This window comes from Marinobacterium jannaschii DSM 6295 (assembly GCF_000620085.1).
GTDB lineage: Bacteria > Pseudomonadota > Gammaproteobacteria > Pseudomonadales > Balneatricaceae > Pontibacterium > Pontibacterium jannaschii.
Genome location: NZ_JHVJ01000019.1, coordinates 1 through 18,954, shown reverse-complemented (window position 1 = coordinate 18,954; position 18,954 = coordinate 1). Strand labels below are relative to the sequence as shown.

Genomic DNA, 18,954 nt, shown 5'->3' with positions numbered 1-18,954 from the left:
GTTATTCAGCGTGTCGTTTAAAGTGCCTGCCAGGCCTCGCTGAGCCGGGCAGGCAAGGGTTAATTAAGGGTCAGTCTTGGCGACTGGCTGCTGGCCTTTGGCGCTGCGCGAAAGGCGGACAAAGAAGCCAACCGGGCCGGTTTCATACCAGTGCAGGGTGTTATCGGCATTGGAACGCTCACCCATCGCCTGAGTCAGGCGGTCGAGGAAGATAGCCAGCAATACCAGACCGGCACCGCCCACGGTCGCCAGACCCATATCGAGACGGCCGATGCCGCGCAATACCATCTGACCGAGGCCGCCGACAGAGATCATGGAAGCGATCACTACCATCGACAGCGACAGCATCAGTGTTTGGTTGACGCCCGCCATAATGGTCGGGGTTGCCAGCGGCAGCTGTACCTTGAACAGCATCTGACGCGGGGTGCAGCCGAAGGCGCGACCGGCTTCCACCTTGTCAGCAGGTACCTGGCGGATACCCAGGTTGGTCAGGCGCACCAGCGGTGGCAGGGCAAAGATAATCGTTACCAGTACGCCCGGTACGTTACCGATACCGAACAGCATCACCACCGGCACCAGGTATACGAAGGCAGGCAGTGTCTGCATCGCATCAAGAATCGGGCGGATAACACGCTCGACCCGGTCGCTGCGGGCGCAGATGATGCCCATCGGAATACCGAACAGGGTGCAGAAGAACAGTGAAGTCAGTACCAGAGACAGGGTAGTCATCGACTCGGACCAGACCCCGATCAGGCCCAGGCTGAACAGGGTGATGGCACAGAAGATCCCCATTTTCTTACCGGCCAGCTGCCAGCCAAGCAGCGACGAGAGGATGATGCCGATCAGTGGCGGTATTGATTGCAGTACGTATTCAATACCGTCCAGTACCTGATCTATCGGCCAGCGGATAGCGCGGAAGAAACCGCGGAAGTTCTGTACCAGGTAGTTAAGGATGGCTTCGACCCACTCACCCAGCGGGACGTTGAGGAACTGGAACGGGTCCAGCAAGCTAAATTCTGACATGATCTTACCCTTATCTTCTTATTGTTCTCAGCCGTGGCTCAGTGTTTCCAGCAACAGATTCTTTGAGATGGTGCCGCGGAACGCGCCGCATCGGTCAACCACCGGAATCGGGTACGGCACCTCGGCCACCTTGCGCAGCACTTCATGCAGTGGCGTATCGCTGTAGATGCTCTCGTGCCGGTCGATCTGCAGGCCCTGCAGGGTGCTGAGATCCGGAGACTGACCGGCGATATCACCGGTTGGCACGATGCCCTGCAGCTGGTTCTGTTCATTCACCAGGTAGCCGTAAGGGCAGATCTCAGACGCTTCAAACGGGTGTACGCTGCCGTTGACCTTGATCAGGCTGGCCGGGTTATGCTCGGCGATATCACCGGCTTTAAGAATCTTGGAGACATCCACGCCCTTGAAGAAGGTTTCGACATAGTCGTCGGCCGGATTGCGCAGGATCTCTTCCGGGGTACCGATCTGTACCACGCGGCCGCCTTCCATAATGGCGATACGGTCGCCGATACGGATCGCCTCATCCAGGTCGTGGGAGATAAAGATAATGGTGCGTTCCTGCTCCTGCTGCAGGCGGATAAGCTCACCCTGCATCTCGTAGCGGATCAGCGGGTCCAGGGCCGAGAAGGCCTCATCCATCAGCAGGATGGTCGGATCGTTTGCCAGCGCGCGGGCCAGGCCGACTCGCTGCTGCATACCGCCGGAAAGCTGGTGCGGGTAGCTGGAGCCGTGCTCGCCCAGGCCAACCTGGCTCAGTGCCTCGGCGGCACGGGAGTGGCGCTCCTGCTCGGCGACGCCGGAAATCTCAAGGCCGAAGGCGGCGTTTTCCAGTACGGTCATATGCGGCATCAGCGCGAATGACTGGAAAACCATGCTCATCTCCTGGCGACGCACATCCAGCAGTTCGGCGTCGGACAGGCCGGTCAGCTCCAGACCGTTGAGTTTGATGCTGCCGGAAGTGGGTTCGATCAGCCGGTTGAGCAGACGCACCATGGTGGATTTACCGGAACCGGATAATCCCATGATGACGAAGATTTCACCCTTCTGAACTGAAAAGCTGGCATCGAAAACTCCCACGGTCTGACCGGTTTTATCGAAAACCTCATCTTTTTCAGCGCCGTTATTCAACATCTCCATCGCAGTATCCGGATCTTCTCCGAATACTTTATAGATGTTTTTGATTGAGAGGATTTCGTTCGAGTCTGTCATGTTACCCTCGTTTATTATCATTATTTTATTCAGGATTTGTTTACCGGTTTAAATCGGTAAAGGCCAAATGCCTGATTGGTAATCTCATGCATTCCGAATCTTTTTATGACACATAGGCGATCGAAATACTTCAGTTACTTGCGCAGATGTCGGTGTCAGTGTCGCTGTTGTCGCCTGCGCTTTGTTAATAAATTATTGATTCGGGCCCAAAGCGTCCAACTATATTTGGTGGGTGCTAACCATAACCAAAGGTTATTATTTTCGGGGTGCCGGGCCTGTTCCTTACGCAGGCCGCTTAAGTGCGGTCTGAAAGCGACTTAATTAGTCGGAAGCAGGCATAAAAAATCCCGTACCACGGCGTGATACGGGATCGCTTTACACTATGTTTCGGACACAAAACAGTGGCCGGAAATTCAATGCAGGGCTGCTCAGGCGGATTTTCTGGCGCTGTTCGAGAGTAAAACAGCGGCGACAATCACCATGGAGCCTCCCCATAGCATCGGTGGGCTGAGGTTTTCCCCGATCAGCATCACCGCAATTACCACCGCAACCACCGGCTCCAGCAGCGACAGGGTCGAGGCATCCGATGCGCCGATGCGGGGCGAGCCACTGATAAAGGTGGCGATGGGCACAATAGTGGCGAACAGGGCCAGCCCCAGTATGGCAATCCAGCCTTCCAGAGTGGCGGGCCAGCTGGCCCCCTGCACCAGCGCGGCGATGGCAAAGGTGATGGCACCCCCGACGAGGATGACACCCGCCGAGGTCATGGGGTTTTGTGGTGAGACCCTGTGGCTGCCATAGAGAATGGCGGAACCGTAACTGAAGGCCGCAAACAGTGCCCATAGAATACCGCTGAGGTCACCGTGAAAGTCCATCCCGGTCGCCAGCAATACGCCGCCACTGGCCAGCAACAGGCTCAGCAGCTTGATAAAACTGGCGCTCTCCTTCAGAAACAGGATCGAAAACAGGGTGACAAACGCGGGGAAGGAGAACATCAGTATCACCGCCAGACTGGCGGAGGCGCTGTAGCTGGCACTGTAGTAGCCCAGCGCCGCCGCGGCATAGCCAAAGCCGATCAGTATGGTCGATCCCAGCTGACTGCGGCCGGGCAGCGGTGTACGGCGCTTTTTCAGCCATAGCAGCATAATCAGAGAGGCCAGTGAAAAGCGGGCCAGCAGCAATCCGATCGGATCGGCCCCGGCCTGATAGGCAAACCAGGCAAAGAACGGCTGCAGGCCGTAACAGAATGCAGACACCAGCACGAGCAAAAAGCCTTTGCGGTATTCCGGCCGCAGTGGCTGAGCGAATGACTCCATCTCAAATTCTCATACGCAGCGGAAAAAGCCCCGTTTGCTGCGAAACGGGGCTTTTTCGGGGGGGAGTGGGATTAGTCCGTCAGCTTGGCCTTCATGGTATCGCAGTACCAGTCCACAAACTGGCAGACACCGTTTTCAGCGATATCCGAGAACGGGCCCGGAATGTAGGACGGCGAGCTGACGCCACGGAAGGTTTCCTCAACCAGCTGGCGATCCTGATCGTTAGTGGCCAGCCAGACCTTGGTCAGGTTATCCAGGTCATAGTCGACCCCTTCCTCCGCATCCTTCGGTACGATCCACTTAGTGGTGACCAGGGTTTCGCCCGGCCCCAGTGGCAGCACACGGAAACTCAGGGCGTGATCGCCGAGGAAGTGGTTCCAGGTGGAAGGGTAGTTGAAGTAGAGCAGGGCACCGATATCCTCGACGTCGGTATCATCCAGGCGGCCATTTATCGCCGGCTTGCCATCCATGGTGTAGCTGACCGAATCACGGAACAACGGGATACGGGTCATGCGGTACTGGCCGTTCGGGTCCATCACCAGACGGCTTGGCAGGCCCGCTGCCTCACACTTGTCCCAGTGGGCGACCAGTTCCGGATCGTCATCACCGCCGACACCGGCGACGGCCAGGTTTTCAACGAAGGAGTTCAGCAATTCCGGGTGGTTGCTGTCGCAGTGATAGCATTCACGGTTGTTCTCGAATACCAGCTTCCAGTTGCCTTTCTCGACCAGATTGGATTCGAAGGCGACCTTGCAGTTGTCGAGGTTGTGCGGCGTGATAAAGGGTGCCAGATCCTGACGGAAGGCCGCGAAATCCGGAGCATCTTCTGCCACGCAGATATAGATGTAGCTGTTCACGATCTCGCAATGCACCGGCATCAGGCCGTGGTCATCGTTATTGAACCTGTCGCCCATATTGGCGGCAAACAGCAGCTTGCCATCCAGATCGAAGGTCCAGCTGTGGTACGGACAGACCAGCTTGGCTACCTTGCCTTTGGACTCGGAACAGATCCGTGAGCCGCGGTGGCGGCAGGCATTATGGAATGCCCGTACGTTACCTTCGGCATCACGCACAATCACCACCGGATAGTCGCCCACCTGTATCGTCAGGTATTCGCCCTGTTTCTCAATCTCGAACGTATGCCCGGCAAAGATCCACTCTTTATGCCAGATCTGCTCAAGATCCTGCTGGTAGACGTCTGGGTCGCGGTAGATCTCGCGTGTCAGGGCGTGGCGTGGTTTACGCTGATTGATCAGGTCGAGCGTCTTGGATTTGCTTGTCATTACTGAAACTCCGATGACAGCAGCCGTGGCTGCAACATTTTTTATTCTTGGAAACCTACTGACCTGTCGCTAAGTGCTTTATGCCACAGGCTTTTTCGTTGGGTCTACCGGGTAGCCTTATTGTTGTTATCCGTGTCGCGAAGAAGCCTGTCCCTCGTCGGGCGCTTATGGCAGTCTAAGTAGGGTGATCCCTTCTGCGACGATCTGTACTCAGTCTATTTATCGGCTATGTTTGGGTAAAACGACTTTTTATCTGGGAAATTGAATACATAACGTTATGGTTAAACACGTCGAGCCGGACAAGATTCTGGTGAAAATGCCCTCGCTGCGGGCGGTAAAGTCCTTTGTTGCTGCGGCCAAGTATCAGAACTTCACCCGTGCGGCGGAGGCGCTGTGCGTGACTCAGGCGGCGATCAGCCGGCAGATTCGCGAGCTGGAAGCGCACCTGGGTGTAGAACTGTTTAAGCGTGCCGGGCGCGCCGTAGAGCTGACCGAAGCCGGTACCATCTTCTATGACGCGGCCTACCTGTCTTTTGTTAATATCGCCCAGGCGGCACAGCGCATTCAGAGCACCGACAGCAATAAGCGCGTACTCACTATCTGCTGCTCACCGGCATTCTCGGCCCTGTGGCTGTCGCGACGCTTACCGGATTTCTTCGCCGATAACCCGGATATCGATATCAATGTCGTCACCACCAATAACTTTTTGCAGATGGAGCCGGGCATCTATCCGGATGTCTTCATTAATAAGGTGACCGATCCGCGCGAGGGCTACAGCTCGCTGCCTCTCTTCTATGACCTCATTTATCCGGTTTGTACGCCGCACTATCTGCAGGAAAATCCTGAAATCAGCGAGATGGAAGGGTTGCGTGATGCCGTGTTGCTGAACCTCAGCCCCTATGGCCGGGCGCAGATCGCCGAGCATGTGGACTGGAGTGTCTGGCTGGCGCTGCATGATATCCAGATCGATGACCGTCCCAAGAACGGCAACCATATGCTGAATGCCAATGATTACAATATGCTAATCCAGATGGTGCAGAACCATCAGGGTGTTTCACTGGGCTGGCATCACCTGGTCGCTCCGCTGGTGGAGCAGGGCGTACTGATCAAGCCGGTGGAAGAGCACGCCATCTTCAAGGAGAAGATGCATTACCTCACCTATGCCGACGAGAAGGAGAACAATGAAGAGTTCTGCCGCTTCCGCGCCTGGCTGCTGGATATGATGGATGACCCGCTGATCAGCGTGGCTTGATTTACCCTAGCAAAGGTAAGCGGACGCGACCGGAGGTCGCTGCTACAAGGGGCGCGGCTTTTTCTGTGAGCGAAGCTTTTATCGGCAAGAGCTTCGCGAATGGCAAGCGCTCCCGCATGGTAGTCAAGTTGCGATTGATAACTAAAAGTCATCAATAGATCCTATAAAACATTGGGCTACATTTTGATCAGATTGGTTTAACCTCGGTTATGACCTGAAACAGTTTAAGTGACTGCTTCGAGAATTGAGATGTTTCCCTATGCCTGAAAAGGTTGGGTGTTAATTAATATGCCCAGTTAGTAAATGCCTTTTGTTTTAGCCTGCTTTTGCAGGCTTTTTTGTGCCCGCCTGATTTTTTCATAACCCAGCGTTATGTTTATTGCGAAATAAATGTTGATTGTGGCCCTGTGCCTCCCCTCGTTAATCTTTTAGCCATCAGATGAAATGCAAAGTTATGAGCCTTCTGCGCTCAGTTCTATGTTGTTTCGAAAATAAAAACAGAATATATGCAGGTGAGTTAAATGCGCTTCGAAGGGATTTACACACCGGTAATCACGCCGTTTGGCGAAGATTACACAATCGACTATGACGCTTACGCGACCCATGTGCAGTACCTGATTGATTCCGGCGTACACGGCCTGATGATCGGCGGTACTACAGGTGAGTATTATGTAGAAAGCCATGAAGAGCGGGTTAAGCTGCTGCAGATCGCCAGAGAGATCGTCACCGGCGACCAGCTGATCATCTTCGGCACCGGTTCGGTTAATCCGGATGCCTCACTGAAGCTGGCAGAAGATGCCGCCAAATACGGTGCTGACTGCATCCTGGTCGCCACACCTCCTTACTCGCTGCCGACCCAGCGCGAACTGGCGCTGCATGCGCTGGCGGTGGACCGTGCCGCTAACCTGCCGGTGATGCTCTATAACTACCCCGATCGTATGGGCGTCAATATGGAAGAGGAGTTCCTCGACCGTGTGGGCCGCTCCTCCAATTTCTGCGGTATCAAGGAAAGCTCCGGCGATATCAACCGTCTGCATATGCTGGCGCGCGACTATCCGCATATCCAGGTGGCCTGCGGTATGGACGACCAGGCGCTGGAGTTCTTCGCCTGGGGTGCCCGCAGCTGGGTCTGCGCCGGTTCCAACTTCCTGCCGAAAGAGCACATTGCCCTCTATCAGGCCTGTGCCGTTGAGAATGACTTCAACAAGGGCCGTCGCATCATGTCTGCCATGATGCCGCTGATGCGGGTGCTGGAGCAGGGCGGCAAGTTTATCCAGAGCGTGAAGTACGGTGTCACCCTGGATGGCCGGGTCGCCGGTGAGGTGCGCAAACCTCTGCGTGGCCTCAACAAAGATGAGAAACGCGCCATGGAGCGGGTGGTGAAGGTTCTGAAATCCACCATCGCCGGTATCGAGGCGGAAGGCTCCACGCAGTTTGTAGAAACCATCAAATCCAGCATTAGCGGTCTTGAAGTCGCCAGCACCGAGAAGGGAGAGTAAGCCATGTCTGACCTGTTAACCCGTGAAGAGTATCAGGCGATTGCCGCTGATCTGAATCCCGCTTCCATGAGCTTCATCGATGGTGCCTTCCGTCCGGCCAGCAACGGCGCAACGCTTGAAGTCACTAACCCGGCGACCGGTGAAAAGATCACCGATATCGCCGCCTGTACCGCCGAAGATGTCGACTTCGCGGCGCAGAAAGCCCGCGATGCCTTTGAAGATGGCCGCTGGAGCAAGCTGCATCCTTCGGAGCGCAAGGCGGTGCTGATCAAGCTCTGCAAGCTGATCCAGCGCAACGCCCGTGAACTGGCCGTACTGGAGAGTATCGATTCCGGTAAGCCGATCCGCGATTGTGAAACTATCGATATCCCGGAAGTGATCCACACCCTGAGCTGGCATGCCGAGCTGATCGACAAGATCTACGACCAGACGGCACCGGTGGGCAACGATGCCGTGGCGATGGTGGTGCGCGAGCCAGTCGGCGTTGTCGGCGCGGTACTGCCGTGGAACTTCCCGATCCTGATGCTGGCGTGGAAGATCGCCCCGGCACTGGCGGCCGGTTGCTCGATGCTGGTGAAGCCGGCCGAGCAGACCTCCCTCAGCGCGCTGCGTGTGGCGGAGCTGGCGATGGAAGCGGGTGTGCCGCGTGGCGTGCTGAATATCGTGACCGGTACCGGCCCTGAAGTGGGCGAGGCGATCGGGACTCACCGCGATATCGATATGGTGACCTTTACCGGCTCCACGGTTACCGGTCGTCGCTTCCTGCATTACTCCGCCGACTCCAACCTGAAGGAAGTGGTGCTGGAGCTGGGTGGCAAGAACCCTTGTGTGGTACTGGACGATGCGGAAGATCTGGATAAGGTCGCCGAGCAGGTGGTTTCGGCCGCATTCTGGAATATGGGCGAGAACTGCTCTGCCGGTTCCCGACTGATCGTTCAGGCCGGAATCAAAGACAAGCTGATGGAACGGATTCAGGCCCACGCCCGTGACTGGAAGACCGGCGACCCGCTGGACCCGCAGAATCACCTCGGCGCACTGGTCGACCAGGGCCATTTCGGCAAGGTCGCCGGCTACCTCGACGTGGCAAAGGAAGCCGGTCATCAGCTGGTACTGGGCGGTGAAACCGTCGAAGACCGCTATGTGCTGCCGACGATCTTCGATGGCGTCAGCAACAGCGATCGCCTGGCGCAGGAGGAGATCTTCGGCCCGATCCTGTCGGTGATCACTGTCGCCAGCTACGACGAAGCGATTCAGGTTGCCAACGATACCGAGTATGGCCTGGCGGCGTCCGTATTTACCGCCAATGCCAAGAAGTCCCTGCGCGCGGCCCAGGCCCTGCGTGCCGGAACAGTGACCGTAAACTGCTTCGGCGAAGGGGATATCACCACACCGTTCGGCGGCTATAAGCAGTCCGGCTTCGGCGGTCGTGACAACTCTATCCACGCCCATGACCAGTTCACCCAGCTGAAGACCATCTGGGTAGACCTGAGTGATGACGCGGTAGACGGCAGCGTCGACTGACCCTTTGCGGCTCAGTCACAGATCAGGTCAGGCCGCGGGGCGCTATCACAGCGGGCCGCGCCGTACAGGTACTGCAGGCCAGACAGGCATGTAGCGGGCCTGCACATGCCCGGCCTGATCTGCGCCTGACCTGATCGTTCTCCTCAACAGGAGCCTAGTTATGACCAGAACTATAAAAGTCAGCAAAACACCGAAGGACACGGGACCTGCTGGCTGGAACCAGATTCTGACCGCTGCCAGAGCCTACCCCCAGCTGCAAGGCGATATCCAGGCTGACTGGGTGGTCGTGGGCGGCGGCTTTGCCGGTATCGCTGCGGCGCGCCGCCTCAGTCAGCTGACGCAGAATGAAAGCATCGTACTGGTGGATGCCAACCGGCTGGCGGAAGGTCCGGCCGGACGCAACAGCGGCTTTATGATCGACCTGCCCCACGACCTCAATTCCGAGACCTATGCCGGGGCGCAGGATGAAGACCGTAAGCAGATCCATCTCAATCGCACGGCAATCGACTTTGCCCGTGAGATGGCGCAGGAATTCGGCATGCCGAAGCAGGTCTTTGATCCCTGCGGCAAGGTGACCGGTGCCGGATCTTCCCGTGGCGAGAAGCATATCGATAGCTATATCAAGCATCTGGAGATTCTCGGTGAATCTCACCGGCTGATGGATGCGGCAGAGATGAAACGCTGGACCGGGACAGACTTCTACAGTAAAGGCCTGTTTACCCCGGGTGCCGTGGTGATTCAGCCCGCCGCCTTTATCCGCATGGCGGCCGAGGGGCTAAGCAAGCGGGTTGATATCTACGAAAACACTCCGGTGACGGCAATGGAGCTGGGCAGCGAACACCTGCTGACCACGCCGGCGGGACGTATCCGGGCGCGTAATGTGATACTGGCCGTGAACGGCCATATCCAGTCATTTGGTTTTTTCCCGCGCCAGCTGCTGCATGTCTTTACCTACGCCTCCATGACCCGGAAGCTGAGCCGGGACGAGCAGCAACGCCTCGGCGGTGCGGCCGACTGGGGCGTGCTGCCGGCCGATCCGATGGGCACCACGGTGCGTCGTTGCTCTGACTTTATGGGTTCGGGCGACCGTGTCACGGTGCGCAACCGCTTTACCCTGAACCAGTCGATGGAGATCTCCGAGCGGGAAGTGGCAGGCGTGATCCGTGCCCACGACAAGGCCTTCTCCGCCCGCTTCCCGATGCTGGAAGGGGTTGAGATGGAACACCGCTGGGGTGGCCGCCTGTGCCTGTCCTGGAACTCGGTACCGGCGTTCGGCGAACTGGAAGAGCGGGTTTACTCTGCCGCCTGCCAGAACGGTCTCGGCACCGTGAAAGGGACCATGTCCGGCATGATGGCCGCCGAGCTGGCCGTAAAGGGTTCGTCACAATTGCTGGACGAATTCCGTAGTTATGATAAACCGCGTCAACTCCCCCCGGAGCCGTTTCTCTCCGTTGGCGCCAATATAAACCTGCGCTGGAAGGAATGGCTGGCTGGCGTAGAGCTGTGATCGGAGTGAGTGATGAGTGAATTCAACACCGCAGAGTTTCTGAACCCGGTACGTACCCAGACCTGGAGTAACGGCCGTCACCTGGTGCGCTGCGTCAAGGTGATACAGGAGACCCACGACGTCTGCACTTTCACCTTTGGTGTCAGTCAGCCGATGTTGTTCTTCTTTAAGCCCGGACAGTTTGTCACCCTGGAGCTGGAGATCGACGGCGAGCGCGTGATGCGCTCCTACACCATCTCCAGCTCGCCATCGATTCCCTACAGTTTCTCCATCACGGTGAAGCGGGTTAAGGGCGGGGTGGTGTCTAACTGGCTGCATGACAACCTGAAGTCCGGTGACCAGATTGCGGTGCATGGTCCGGTGGGGCCGTTTAACTGCATGGATTTTCCGGCGGACAAAGTACTGCTGCTCTCCGGCGGTGTCGGTATTACCCCGGTGATGTCGATGGCGCGCTGGTGGTTTGATACCGACTCCGAAGTGGATATGGTGTTTGCCCACAGTGCCCGTACCCCGGGGGATATTATCTATGCCCGCGAGCTGGAATACATGTCGTCACGGATCGACAACTTCAAGCTGCATATGATCTGCGAGCGCAATGAGATCGGTCAGGCCTGGGGCGGCTATCGCGGCTACCTCAATGAGACCATGCTGCAACTGATCGCCCCCGATTTTATGCAGCGTGAAGTGTTCTGTTGTGGCCCGGCAGTCTACATGGATGCCGTGCGCAAGATGCTGGAAGGTCTCGGTTTCGATATGAGCCGTTACCACGAAGAGTCTTTCGGCGAGACCCCGGCCAAGGATGTACGCAATGCCGAAACCCATGCCGATCAGGCCGAGGAAGCCGCCGAAGCGGCGGATTCAGCCGATACCGTCAAGGTCACTTTCAGCAATGGCAATAGCATCAGCGTCATCCCCGGCACTAACCTCAACGAAGCCGCGCTGGATGTCGGCGTCAAGATTTCCAAGGCCTGCGGCATGGGTATCTGCGGGGCCTGCAAGGTAAAAGTCAGCAGCGGTGATTTTGAGATGGAGCACAACGGCGGCATCACCGAAGAGGAGATCGCCGAAGGTTACGTCCTCTCTTGCTGTACCAGCGTCAAAAGCGACCTGCAGATCGATTACTAGATAAGCCGTGGGTTTCGCTGCGCTCAACACCACGCTACTTCCCTGCTGCCTGCTGTAGTGGGCGGGGTTTTCAGGGGCAAGCGTTTTCAGCCGTGGGTTTCGCGGCGCTACTTCCCTAGTGCCTGCTGTTGTGGCGGCGTTTTTCAGGGGCAAACGTTTTCATCTGGGTAGCGGAGCGCAGCGACAAAACCCACGAATCACAAGCGCCAATGCCTATTGTCCGGTGTTGCAGCGCTTTCCAGCGGCGAAGCTTTGTCCGACAAAGCGCTTCGCTCACGGAGTGAACTCCTCCTACAAAAGCCGCGGACCCACTTCATCCACACCCGGTTTTTCAGATACCATTATCCTCTCGCCGTATGAATTACAAGGACATAGCCAGGATATGCGCAACAAGGGTAAGGTCGCCTCATGGAACGACGATAAGGGCTTCGGTTTTATCGAACCCTGCCTGGGCGGCAAAAACGTCTTCCTGCATATCAAAGCGTTTGATCAACGCGGTCGGCGACCTGAGGTGGGCAATTTCGTCAACTACAGCCTGGCTGCCGACAAACAAGGCAGGCCCTGCGCGGCGAAAGTCAGTTATGACGGCGAGCGTAAAATGAAAGCTAAATCCGGAAGGTCATCAGCGTTGCCGATGGTCGCCATAGTGTTTCTCGGTATCATTGGCCTGTCTGCGTGGATGCAAAAGATCCCGATGCTGCTGGCAGCCCTCTACGTCGTGGCCAGCCTGATCACATTCCTGACCTACGCCAGCGATAAGTCGGCGGCCCGACAAGGCCGGTGGCGCACCCCGGAAAGTACCCTGCATCTGCTGGCCCTGATCGGTGGCTGGCCCGGTGCGGTCTTCGCGCAACAGATACTGCGCCACAAATCCAGTAAACGATCGTTCAAAGTCGTATTCTGGCTAACCCTTCTGCTTAACTGCACCGTTTTCCTGTGGCTGCTGTCCGAGTCTGGCGCTCCGGTTAAAGCCTTGCTGGTCAGATTGACAGAGACGGGACTGGCGTTGCTTTAAGTTTTCAGTATTTGCCTATATACGTGGGTTTCGCTTCGCTCTACGCCACACTACGTTCGTGCCGTTTCCACTTGTAGAAGCGATTTCCAAGCGCGAAGCTTCATCAAGGCCAGATGCTAAAGCAAGTATCACTTCAAAGGCCGGATATATGGTGGCCACCTAAATCAGGCATCGCGCACAAAGTCATTGTGAATAGGGAGGAGACCATATATGGGTAGCGGAGCACAGCGACAAAACCCACGGATACCTCATGTCTACCATCCGGTGTAGGAGCGATTTCCAAGCGCGAAGCTTTTCAGGCAATGCGCATCGCTCACGGAGCGAGCTCCTATAAAAATCTGAATTACCGGTAGTAGCGACCTCTGGTCGCGTCCGGGATATGTGTGAAGCCTTTCAGGCCGGGCGAAAGGAGGGCTGATTCAAAAAGCGTGTTCCAGGTAAACCTGTTTCTCTTTCTCGGTGTGATCCTTACTGAAGTAGCTGATCAGATCCTCCAGCTCTTCGACAACATCATCTCGGTCCTTCTCTCCGGCTTCAGTCAGTGAAGCCTGTTCTGCCAGCGTCACTATGATCTGCTCCCGCAGTGCGGGGCCGTTGTCATCAAGTATTGCTATCAGGTCATCGACTTTCTCACCTGAAAGTTCGGTCGCCTGCCAGAATGATTCGCGCAATTCCGGCGGAGTTTCTTCCTCAGCCTCAGCCAGAGCGTTCAGGTCATCGACATTGGCGATTGAGGTGGTACGGTCAAAGAAGGCGCCATAGGTCTCTTGCAGTGCCGGGGCGGATAGCTGGGCCATAGGATGTTGTTCCTGGCCCTGGCGGTTAAGATCCTGCACCAGTTCATCGCGTTGCTCGGCCCCCATCCCGGATAGCTTGCCGATGAGGCGCTGGGTTTGCGCCTGATGGGCGGAGCTATCCTCTATCTTGTTGTTCAGCCAGGCATCGGTGACGAGGAAGCGGGTTATCTCTTCCATATCGCGGTTTGCTTCGCCAAGGTTTTTCAGTTCATAGCGACGCTCGCCCTCAACAATGCTCTCCTCGCCCATGCGCGACTCGAACACCAGCTCTCGCACCAGAAGGTTATTACGCAGGCTGTCGACTGTCTCGACCGCCTCTTCATGCTGGCTCATATCGATCGGCTCAGCCAGCCCTTCAGGCTTCCCTAGCAGGGTTTCAAAACCGGTTTTACTGATCGCCAGGTAAGCGCGCTGGTCGCTGCGGTCCAGCTGTTGCAGCTGCTCTGCCATCTGTGTGAGCTGGGCATCATCGAAGCTATAATCTTCAAGCAACGAAACCGTATCCTCGACCATCCCCGCTAAGACCCCTTTGCCATTGTTATCAAAGTCGAGCGATTGAGGAGTTTCGTACAGGGGATCGTAATCGACCTTTGAACCGCGGATGTTGTTTAATTCAACAACGTAATCGAGCATCGCATTGTGCGCCTCTGAATTATTGTCCTTAAGCACTTCCATCATCCGGTCGCCCAGCTCAACATCCGTTCTTAACAGGCCGAGCAGCTTTTTCTGCTGAGGCTCTTCGAACTGTTCCAGCTTGTCGAGCATGGCGTTAACGTCATCGCTGTTGTTGATGGCAGTATTCAGGTCGAAGACGCTGGTCGCCGCTATCTTGGCGTTGATCCTGTCGAGCCCGTCCAGAGGGCTGTAGGTTAACGGGTGAACCGGTGTTTTAGGGACTTTAGCGGCATAGTCGGCTGCTTTTTCCAGCACCCGGGAACGGGTATCGCTATCCATGTCTGAGAGGTTATTGATCAGCTTGGCTGCTTCGTTTTTACCGCGATAGTCACGAGGCTCGCCATCAAATCCGTGAAACGGCACGGTCAGGAGCGCTGTGCCAACCGAGACGAGTTCTCGAAGCTCTTCATCACTCAGCTCCTCGGTCAGCTGGAAAAACGCTGCCTCGGAATCCTCTCTTGAGCGAACAAAGATGTCATACAAGGCACTCTTCTCCTCCTCAGAGGAGAGGCGATTCAGGATACTGTCTAACCGGGCATCTCTTTCAGGATCTTCTGAAGGACGATAGCGAAACTTACCGTCGAAATTCTCAGCAACCCGCCGGCTGGCTTCAGCATCTGATTCCTTTGCTTTAAGGGTATCTTCAAGTAACGACATCTTGCCGTCAGCTGATAGCTTATGGTTGATCGGGGTTTTAGATTCAGCCTGATTAGGCGTCCCGGACTCTGCTGGGCGGGTGGTTGATGATCCCTGAGATAGCGTCAGATAGTTAGCAGAGGTGATTTGCATAGCGTGATCCTTCATCCATAAGTGCAACTCCATTGCTAACCTTTTCGGCCTATTGTGAAGAAACTTGATCACTTTATCCCCAATGATTTTATGTTATTCCGTTTCAGAGCCGGATAGGGTCTCCATGGGAATACATCTTGTGAGCGGTACAACATCGCCATGGGTGTGGAAACCAGAATATGGATTGGGCTCTTGTAGGAGTGAGCTCCTACAAACCCACAAACCTCCGTTGGTGTCGGCCTTGGTGGAATACGATCTTCATATTTGCCACAACGCCGCAAACCACCTATAACAAGCGCTTAGCATCGGGAAAATCAGGGAGCTTTGAGATGGCAGATCTGACGCTTAGTTGCAGCTGCGGGACAGTGCAGGGCATGGCAACGGCTATAACTCCGGACAGCGGCACCCATGCAGTCTGTTACTGCCGCAGTTGTCAGGCATTTGCCCGCCACCTGCAGCGGGAAGGGGAGATCCTTGATCCCTGGGGCGGTACCGAGGTATTTCAGATCACACCGTCGCAGATCAAGATCACCGCCGGAGCCGATCAGATCCGCTGTATCCGCCTCGGCCCTAAGGGGATCTACCGCTGGTACAGCGGCTGTTGCAATACAGCGATCGGCAATACCCTGGGTGCATCGGTGCCCTTTATCGGCCTGATCCACAGTTTTATCACCCCTGGCGAGCAGCGCAGTCAGGCACTGGGGCCGGTGTTGTTTAAGGTATTCGGCCAGTATGCCCGGCAACTGCCGCAATCCGATTCCCTGCACCCGGGGCTGCCGCTGAAGATGCTGGCACGCAATCTGCCCAAGATGCTGATGGCTAAACTGCGTGGCCGCCACAAACCCTCGCCTTTCTTCAGCGATACAGGCGCACCGGTGTCAGAGCCACAGATCATCGCCAAGCCAGGCCCGGGCGACTGATCATCAAGTCTTCTTAATCGTTCAGGTGGCCCAGCGGCAGGGTGGTTCTTGAGATCACCCGGCGCAGGGCGAAGCTGGTACGGATGCTGGCCACCCCCTCGATCTGGTTCAGCTGCTTCAGCAGGAAATGCTCGTAGTAGGCCATATCCGGCATCACCACCTTGAGGATGTAATCGGCATCGCTGCCGGTGATCAGTGAACATTCCTGTACTGCTTCGAAGTTCTGCAGCGTCAGCTCAAAGTTCTCCAGCCGCGCGGTCTCCTGGGTCTGCATACTGACATGGACATAGATTGTCAGCGGCAGCCCCAGTGCTTCCTGATCCAGCAGGGTCACCTGGCGTTTGATGATTCCGGCGTCCTCCAACTGCTTGACCCGCCGTGAGCAGGGCGAGGGCGACAGGCCGACCTTATCGGCCAGCTCCAGGTTACTGATCGCCGCGTCTTGCTGGATCTCGCGCAGAATCTTGCGGTCGATCAGGTCTGGTTTGTGTTTTAGCACCACTGCTCCCTTTTATGTTTATTTTTGGTGAAGGCTGCTAATCGGCTGACTCAATTGGGGTGAATAAGCGCAGTTCTGCCGTATCAGCCGGGTTAGCCTTTTATAAAGGAATTCCACTATGAAGGGAAACGGGTGCTGCCGCTGCTGCTTGCCAGCCGAACGCCAGCACGCCGGGCCGTCGAGTGGGATTCCGCATCAACAGGCATAATCAACCGGACGACGAGACCTAAGATGAACAATAACAACAAGCAGGCTTTTGCTACCCGCGCGATCCACTCCGGCTATGACGCCCGCGACCACCAGGGCGCACTGGTACAGCCGGTCTATATGACCTCCACCTTTGAATTCGAAGCCGTTGCCCAGGGCGCGGCGCGCTTTGCCGGTGAGGAGGCGGGCCATGTCTACAGCCGTATCTCCAACCCTACTCAGGAGTTGCTGGAAACCCGTCTGGCCGACCTGGAAGAGGGCGAAGCTGCACTGGCCACCGCCTCAGGCATGGGCGCCATCACCGCCACCCTCTGGACACTGGTCTCGGCGGGGGAGCATATCATCGCCGACAAAACCCTCTACGGCTGCACCTTTGCCTACCTGCAGCACGGCATCAGTCGCTTCGGTGTCGAGGTCAGCTTTGTCGACTGCACTGACCTCAATGCCATTAAGGCCGTGCTGCAGCCCAATACCCGCGCTATCTACTTTGAAACCCCGGTGAATCCCACCATGCGGCTGATGGATATCGCCGCCATCAGCGCCCTGGTACATGACTATAGCCGCGAGATCAGCGTGATTGTCGATAACACCTACTGCACCCCGGCACTGCAACAGCCGCTGACCCTGGGGGCCGATCTGGTAGTGCACTCCGCCACTAAATACCTCGGTGGCCATGGTGACCTGGTGGCAGGCGCAGTGGTGGGCCGACAGGAGATGATCGATCAGATCCGCCTGATCGGCCTTAAGGATATGACCGGTGCCGCCATCGCCCCGATGACCGCCTTCCTGATTATGCGCGGCCTGAAAACCCTGCAACTGCGGATGGAGCGCCACTGCCAGAGCGCCGCCACACTGGCCGAATGGCTGCAGCAACAGCCGATGATCGAATCCGTCTACTACCCGGGCCTTAACTCCCACCCGCAGCATCAGCTGGCCGCCACCCAGATGGCCAAACCCGGCGGCATGATCGCCTTCGAACTAAAGCAGGGCCTGGATGCCGGTATCCGCTTTATGGACAGCCTGCAGATGATCAAACGCGCCGTCAGCCTCGGTGACGCCGAAACCCTCTGCCAGCACCCCGCCAGCATGACTCACTCCACCTACACCCCCGAAGAGCGTGCCGAGCATGGCATCTCCGAAGGCCTGATCCGCCTCTCCGTCGGCCTGGAAGATATTGCCGATATCCAGGCCGATATCCAGCAAGCGCTCGAAGCTGATTAGTTCGACTCCATTCCTATCAGCTCGATATAAAACAGGCGCTCCAAGGCGAGCGCCTGCTAGGCCCTTCCGCCCGTAGCAGCGACCTCCGGTCGCGTCCGCTTCCAGCTCAAAGCCCCATCATCCAGGAATCTGTAGCAACCCCAGCCGTAGGTACGGGCCCCGTGTGCGAATGCTCTTTCTGTACCCCCAGATCCTTACCTATTGATAGAGCAACTCCGGCTTTTATCGCTCTCGATCAATAAAACAGCTCCGCTGGAAAGCAAACCCTATAAACAGCTTTCAGTTTTATCTAAGGTATTCACTCTCTAAATATTTGGTCAGGTTATAGATCGAACGGTTGTTTAAACTGAGGTGTGCTTTGTTGAGGTCTATATAAGGATTTATTCATAATTATTGAGTAATTGATCTGAATTTGTAAGCCCATACAGTGTATTTGAAGATAACAGAAGTTCTAACTGGTATAGCGCGCAAAGGTACAAAAAGTAATGGTTCTATATAAGTAAGATAAATGTTATATATCAACCGGTTAGAGGTGGTGCTGCCGTTGCCGCGGTATGCGCGTTATATCGAATATATGTGCATGCGCGTTTTTGCATGGTTGAAATTGTTAGTTGATCGGTAAGTTATTGATTGGGTTAGATAAAGCTAGTTTTATAAGGCTTGCTCATGAACGGCAAAATGAGCATGCGCAGTATTAAAAATGTTGAATATGATGCCTACCCTAAAAATATAAAAGTATCATATAGTTAAGTGGTTTTTAGGGTTAACAGGGAAGGAGCCTCCGAAACGTGCAAGATTCAGAAAATGTCCTATATCTCCGATTTCCTTTCTCCTATACGGTAAACCGCAGGGCGCGCGTATGAACTGGTTCAGAACGACGCGCCCTGCGGTTTACCGTAAGGCCAAGCGGGATATGGGCTTTGTTTTTTCTGGGTATTTGACTGGATTGGAGACAACGCACACCTATTATATTCCAGTGGAACCGCCTTTAAGTACATGAATAACTGCTACTTGGTCACGGCGGCCCAATCCAACAATCCGTTACACGAGGCGTGCTTGCAAACAGCGCAAGCTCGCGTCGTGAACTAAGTGTTAG

The 18,954-nt window shown here is 56.0% G+C and carries 14 protein-coding genes; 8 read left to right on the top strand and 6 right to left on the bottom strand.

The features are described 5' to 3' along the window. Positions 1-63 precede the first annotated feature (63 nt). The 4 genes from proW to Q354_RS0111180 form a co-directional block, all read right to left on the bottom strand. A complete protein-coding gene (gene proW, locus Q354_RS0111195; protein ID WP_027857680.1) occupies positions 64-1,023 on the bottom strand; it encodes a glycine betaine/L-proline ABC transporter permease ProW in 960 nt (319 codons plus the stop codon). 27 nt (positions 1,024-1,050) lie between these two features. Beyond that, positions 1,051-2,232 (bottom strand): glycine betaine/L-proline ABC transporter ATP-binding protein ProV, encoded by a 1,182-nt coding sequence (gene proV / locus Q354_RS0111190; RefSeq protein WP_027857679.1) that lies wholly within the window; start codon positions 2,230-2,232, stop codon positions 1,051-1,053. A gap of 428 nt (positions 2,233-2,660) precedes the next feature. After that, the gene (locus tag Q354_RS0111185) at positions 2,661-3,548 is read right to left on the bottom strand and encodes a DMT family transporter (protein ID WP_027857678.1); all 888 of its coding nucleotides are present in this window, start codon (positions 3,546-3,548) and stop codon (positions 2,661-2,663) included. A gap of 71 nt (positions 3,549-3,619) precedes the next feature. Beyond that, positions 3,620-4,831 (bottom strand): aromatic ring-hydroxylating oxygenase subunit alpha, encoded by a 1,212-nt coding sequence (locus Q354_RS0111180; RefSeq protein WP_027857677.1) that lies wholly within the window; start codon positions 4,829-4,831, stop codon positions 3,620-3,622. A gap of 277 nt (positions 4,832-5,108) precedes the next feature. Between Q354_RS0111180 and Q354_RS0111175 the strand changes: the two genes are divergently transcribed. The 6 genes from Q354_RS0111175 to Q354_RS25460 all read left to right on the top strand — a co-directional run bounded on the left by Q354_RS0111175 (position 5,109) and on the right by Q354_RS25460 (position 12,750). Next, positions 5,109-6,083, top strand: a complete 975-nt coding sequence (locus Q354_RS0111175) for a LysR family transcriptional regulator (protein WP_027857676.1) — start codon at positions 5,109-5,111, stop codon at positions 6,081-6,083. Between the two features lie 521 nt (positions 6,084-6,604). Next, positions 6,605-7,582: a dihydrodipicolinate synthase family protein gene (locus Q354_RS0111170; RefSeq protein WP_027857675.1), complete on the top strand. Its 978-nt coding sequence runs from the start codon at positions 6,605-6,607 to the stop codon at positions 7,580-7,582. Between the two features lie 3 nt (positions 7,583-7,585). Continuing rightward, on the top strand, positions 7,586-9,103 hold the full coding sequence (locus tag Q354_RS0111165) for an aldehyde dehydrogenase (RefSeq protein ID WP_027857674.1): 1,518 nt from the start codon (positions 7,586-7,588) through the stop codon (positions 9,101-9,103). A 160-nt stretch (positions 9,104-9,263) separates the two neighbouring features. Beyond that, positions 9,264-10,610 carry an NAD(P)/FAD-dependent oxidoreductase gene (locus Q354_RS0111160; protein ID WP_027857673.1) on the top strand — a complete coding sequence of 449 codons (1,347 nt, stop codon included), beginning with the start codon at positions 9,264-9,266 and terminating at the stop codon, positions 10,608-10,610. Between the two features lie 12 nt (positions 10,611-10,622). Further along, entirely contained in the window at positions 10,623-11,735 is a 1,113-nt protein-coding gene (locus Q354_RS0111155; RefSeq protein WP_027857672.1) for a hybrid-cluster NAD(P)-dependent oxidoreductase, read from the top strand. 382 nt (positions 11,736-12,117) lie between these two features. Next, positions 12,118-12,750, top strand: coding sequence for a DUF1294 domain-containing protein (locus tag Q354_RS25460; RefSeq protein ID WP_051560066.1), 633 nt, complete (start codon positions 12,118-12,120; stop codon positions 12,748-12,750). Positions 12,751-13,169: 419 nt separating this feature from the next. On the opposite strand, the gene Q354_RS0111145 is transcribed toward Q354_RS25460, so the two are convergent. Beyond that, a complete protein-coding gene (locus Q354_RS0111145) occupies positions 13,170-15,011 on the bottom strand; it encodes a hypothetical protein (RefSeq protein WP_027857671.1) in 1,842 nt (613 codons plus the stop codon). A gap of 329 nt (positions 15,012-15,340) precedes the next feature. On the opposite strand from Q354_RS0111145, the gene Q354_RS0111140 reads away from it, so the two are divergent. Next, the gene (locus Q354_RS0111140) at positions 15,341-15,931 is read left to right on the top strand and encodes a DUF6151 family protein (RefSeq protein ID WP_027857670.1); all 591 of its coding nucleotides are present in this window, start codon (positions 15,341-15,343) and stop codon (positions 15,929-15,931) included. 13 nt (positions 15,932-15,944) lie between these two features. Here Q354_RS0111140 and Q354_RS0111135 read toward each other — a convergent pair whose 3' ends face one another. Next, a complete protein-coding gene (locus tag Q354_RS0111135) occupies positions 15,945-16,430 on the bottom strand; it encodes an Lrp/AsnC family transcriptional regulator (protein ID WP_051560065.1) in 486 nt (161 codons plus the stop codon). 231 nt (positions 16,431-16,661) lie between these two features. Here Q354_RS0111135 and Q354_RS0111130 point away from each other — a divergent pair, with 231 nt between their 5' ends. Next, entirely contained in the window at positions 16,662-17,858 is a 1,197-nt protein-coding gene (locus Q354_RS0111130) for a methionine gamma-lyase (RefSeq protein WP_027857668.1), read from the top strand. Positions 17,859-18,954: the final 1,096 nt, after the last annotated feature.

Excerpts from the sequence above, each read along its gene's own strand:
- Q354_RS0111140 (WP_027857670.1), top strand. The coding sequence starts at position 15,341 with ATGGCAGATCTGACGCTTAGTTGCAGCTGCGGGACAGTGCAGGGCATG.
- Q354_RS0111180 (WP_027857677.1), bottom strand. The coding sequence starts at position 4,831 with ATGACAAGCAAATCCAAGACGCTCGACCTGATCAATCAGCGTAAACCA.
- Q354_RS0111130 (WP_027857668.1), top strand. The coding sequence starts at position 16,662 with ATGAACAATAACAACAAGCAGGCTTTTGCTACCCGCGCGATCCACTCC.
- proW (WP_027857680.1), bottom strand. The coding sequence starts at position 1,023 with ATGTCAGAATTTAGCTTGCTGGACCCGTTCCAGTTCCTCAACGTCCCG.
- Q354_RS0111175 (WP_027857676.1), top strand. The coding sequence starts at position 5,109 with ATGGTTAAACACGTCGAGCCGGACAAGATTCTGGTGAAAATGCCCTCG.
- Q354_RS0111155 (WP_027857672.1), top strand. The coding sequence starts at position 10,623 with ATGAGTGAATTCAACACCGCAGAGTTTCTGAACCCGGTACGTACCCAG.
- Q354_RS0111170 (WP_027857675.1), top strand. The coding sequence starts at position 6,605 with ATGCGCTTCGAAGGGATTTACACACCGGTAATCACGCCGTTTGGCGAA.
- Q354_RS0111185 (WP_027857678.1), bottom strand. The coding sequence starts at position 3,548 with ATGGAGTCATTCGCTCAGCCACTGCGGCCGGAATACCGCAAAGGCTTT.
- Q354_RS0111160 (WP_027857673.1), top strand. The coding sequence starts at position 9,264 with ATGACCAGAACTATAAAAGTCAGCAAAACACCGAAGGACACGGGACCT.
- Q354_RS25460 (WP_051560066.1), top strand. The coding sequence starts at position 12,118 with ATGCGCAACAAGGGTAAGGTCGCCTCATGGAACGACGATAAGGGCTTC.
- proV (WP_027857679.1), bottom strand. The coding sequence starts at position 2,232 with ATGACAGACTCGAACGAAATCCTCTCAATCAAAAACATCTATAAAGTA.
- Q354_RS0111165 (WP_027857674.1), top strand. The coding sequence starts at position 7,586 with ATGTCTGACCTGTTAACCCGTGAAGAGTATCAGGCGATTGCCGCTGAT.
- Q354_RS0111145 (WP_027857671.1), bottom strand. The coding sequence starts at position 15,011 with ATGCAAATCACCTCTGCTAACTATCTGACGCTATCTCAGGGATCATCA.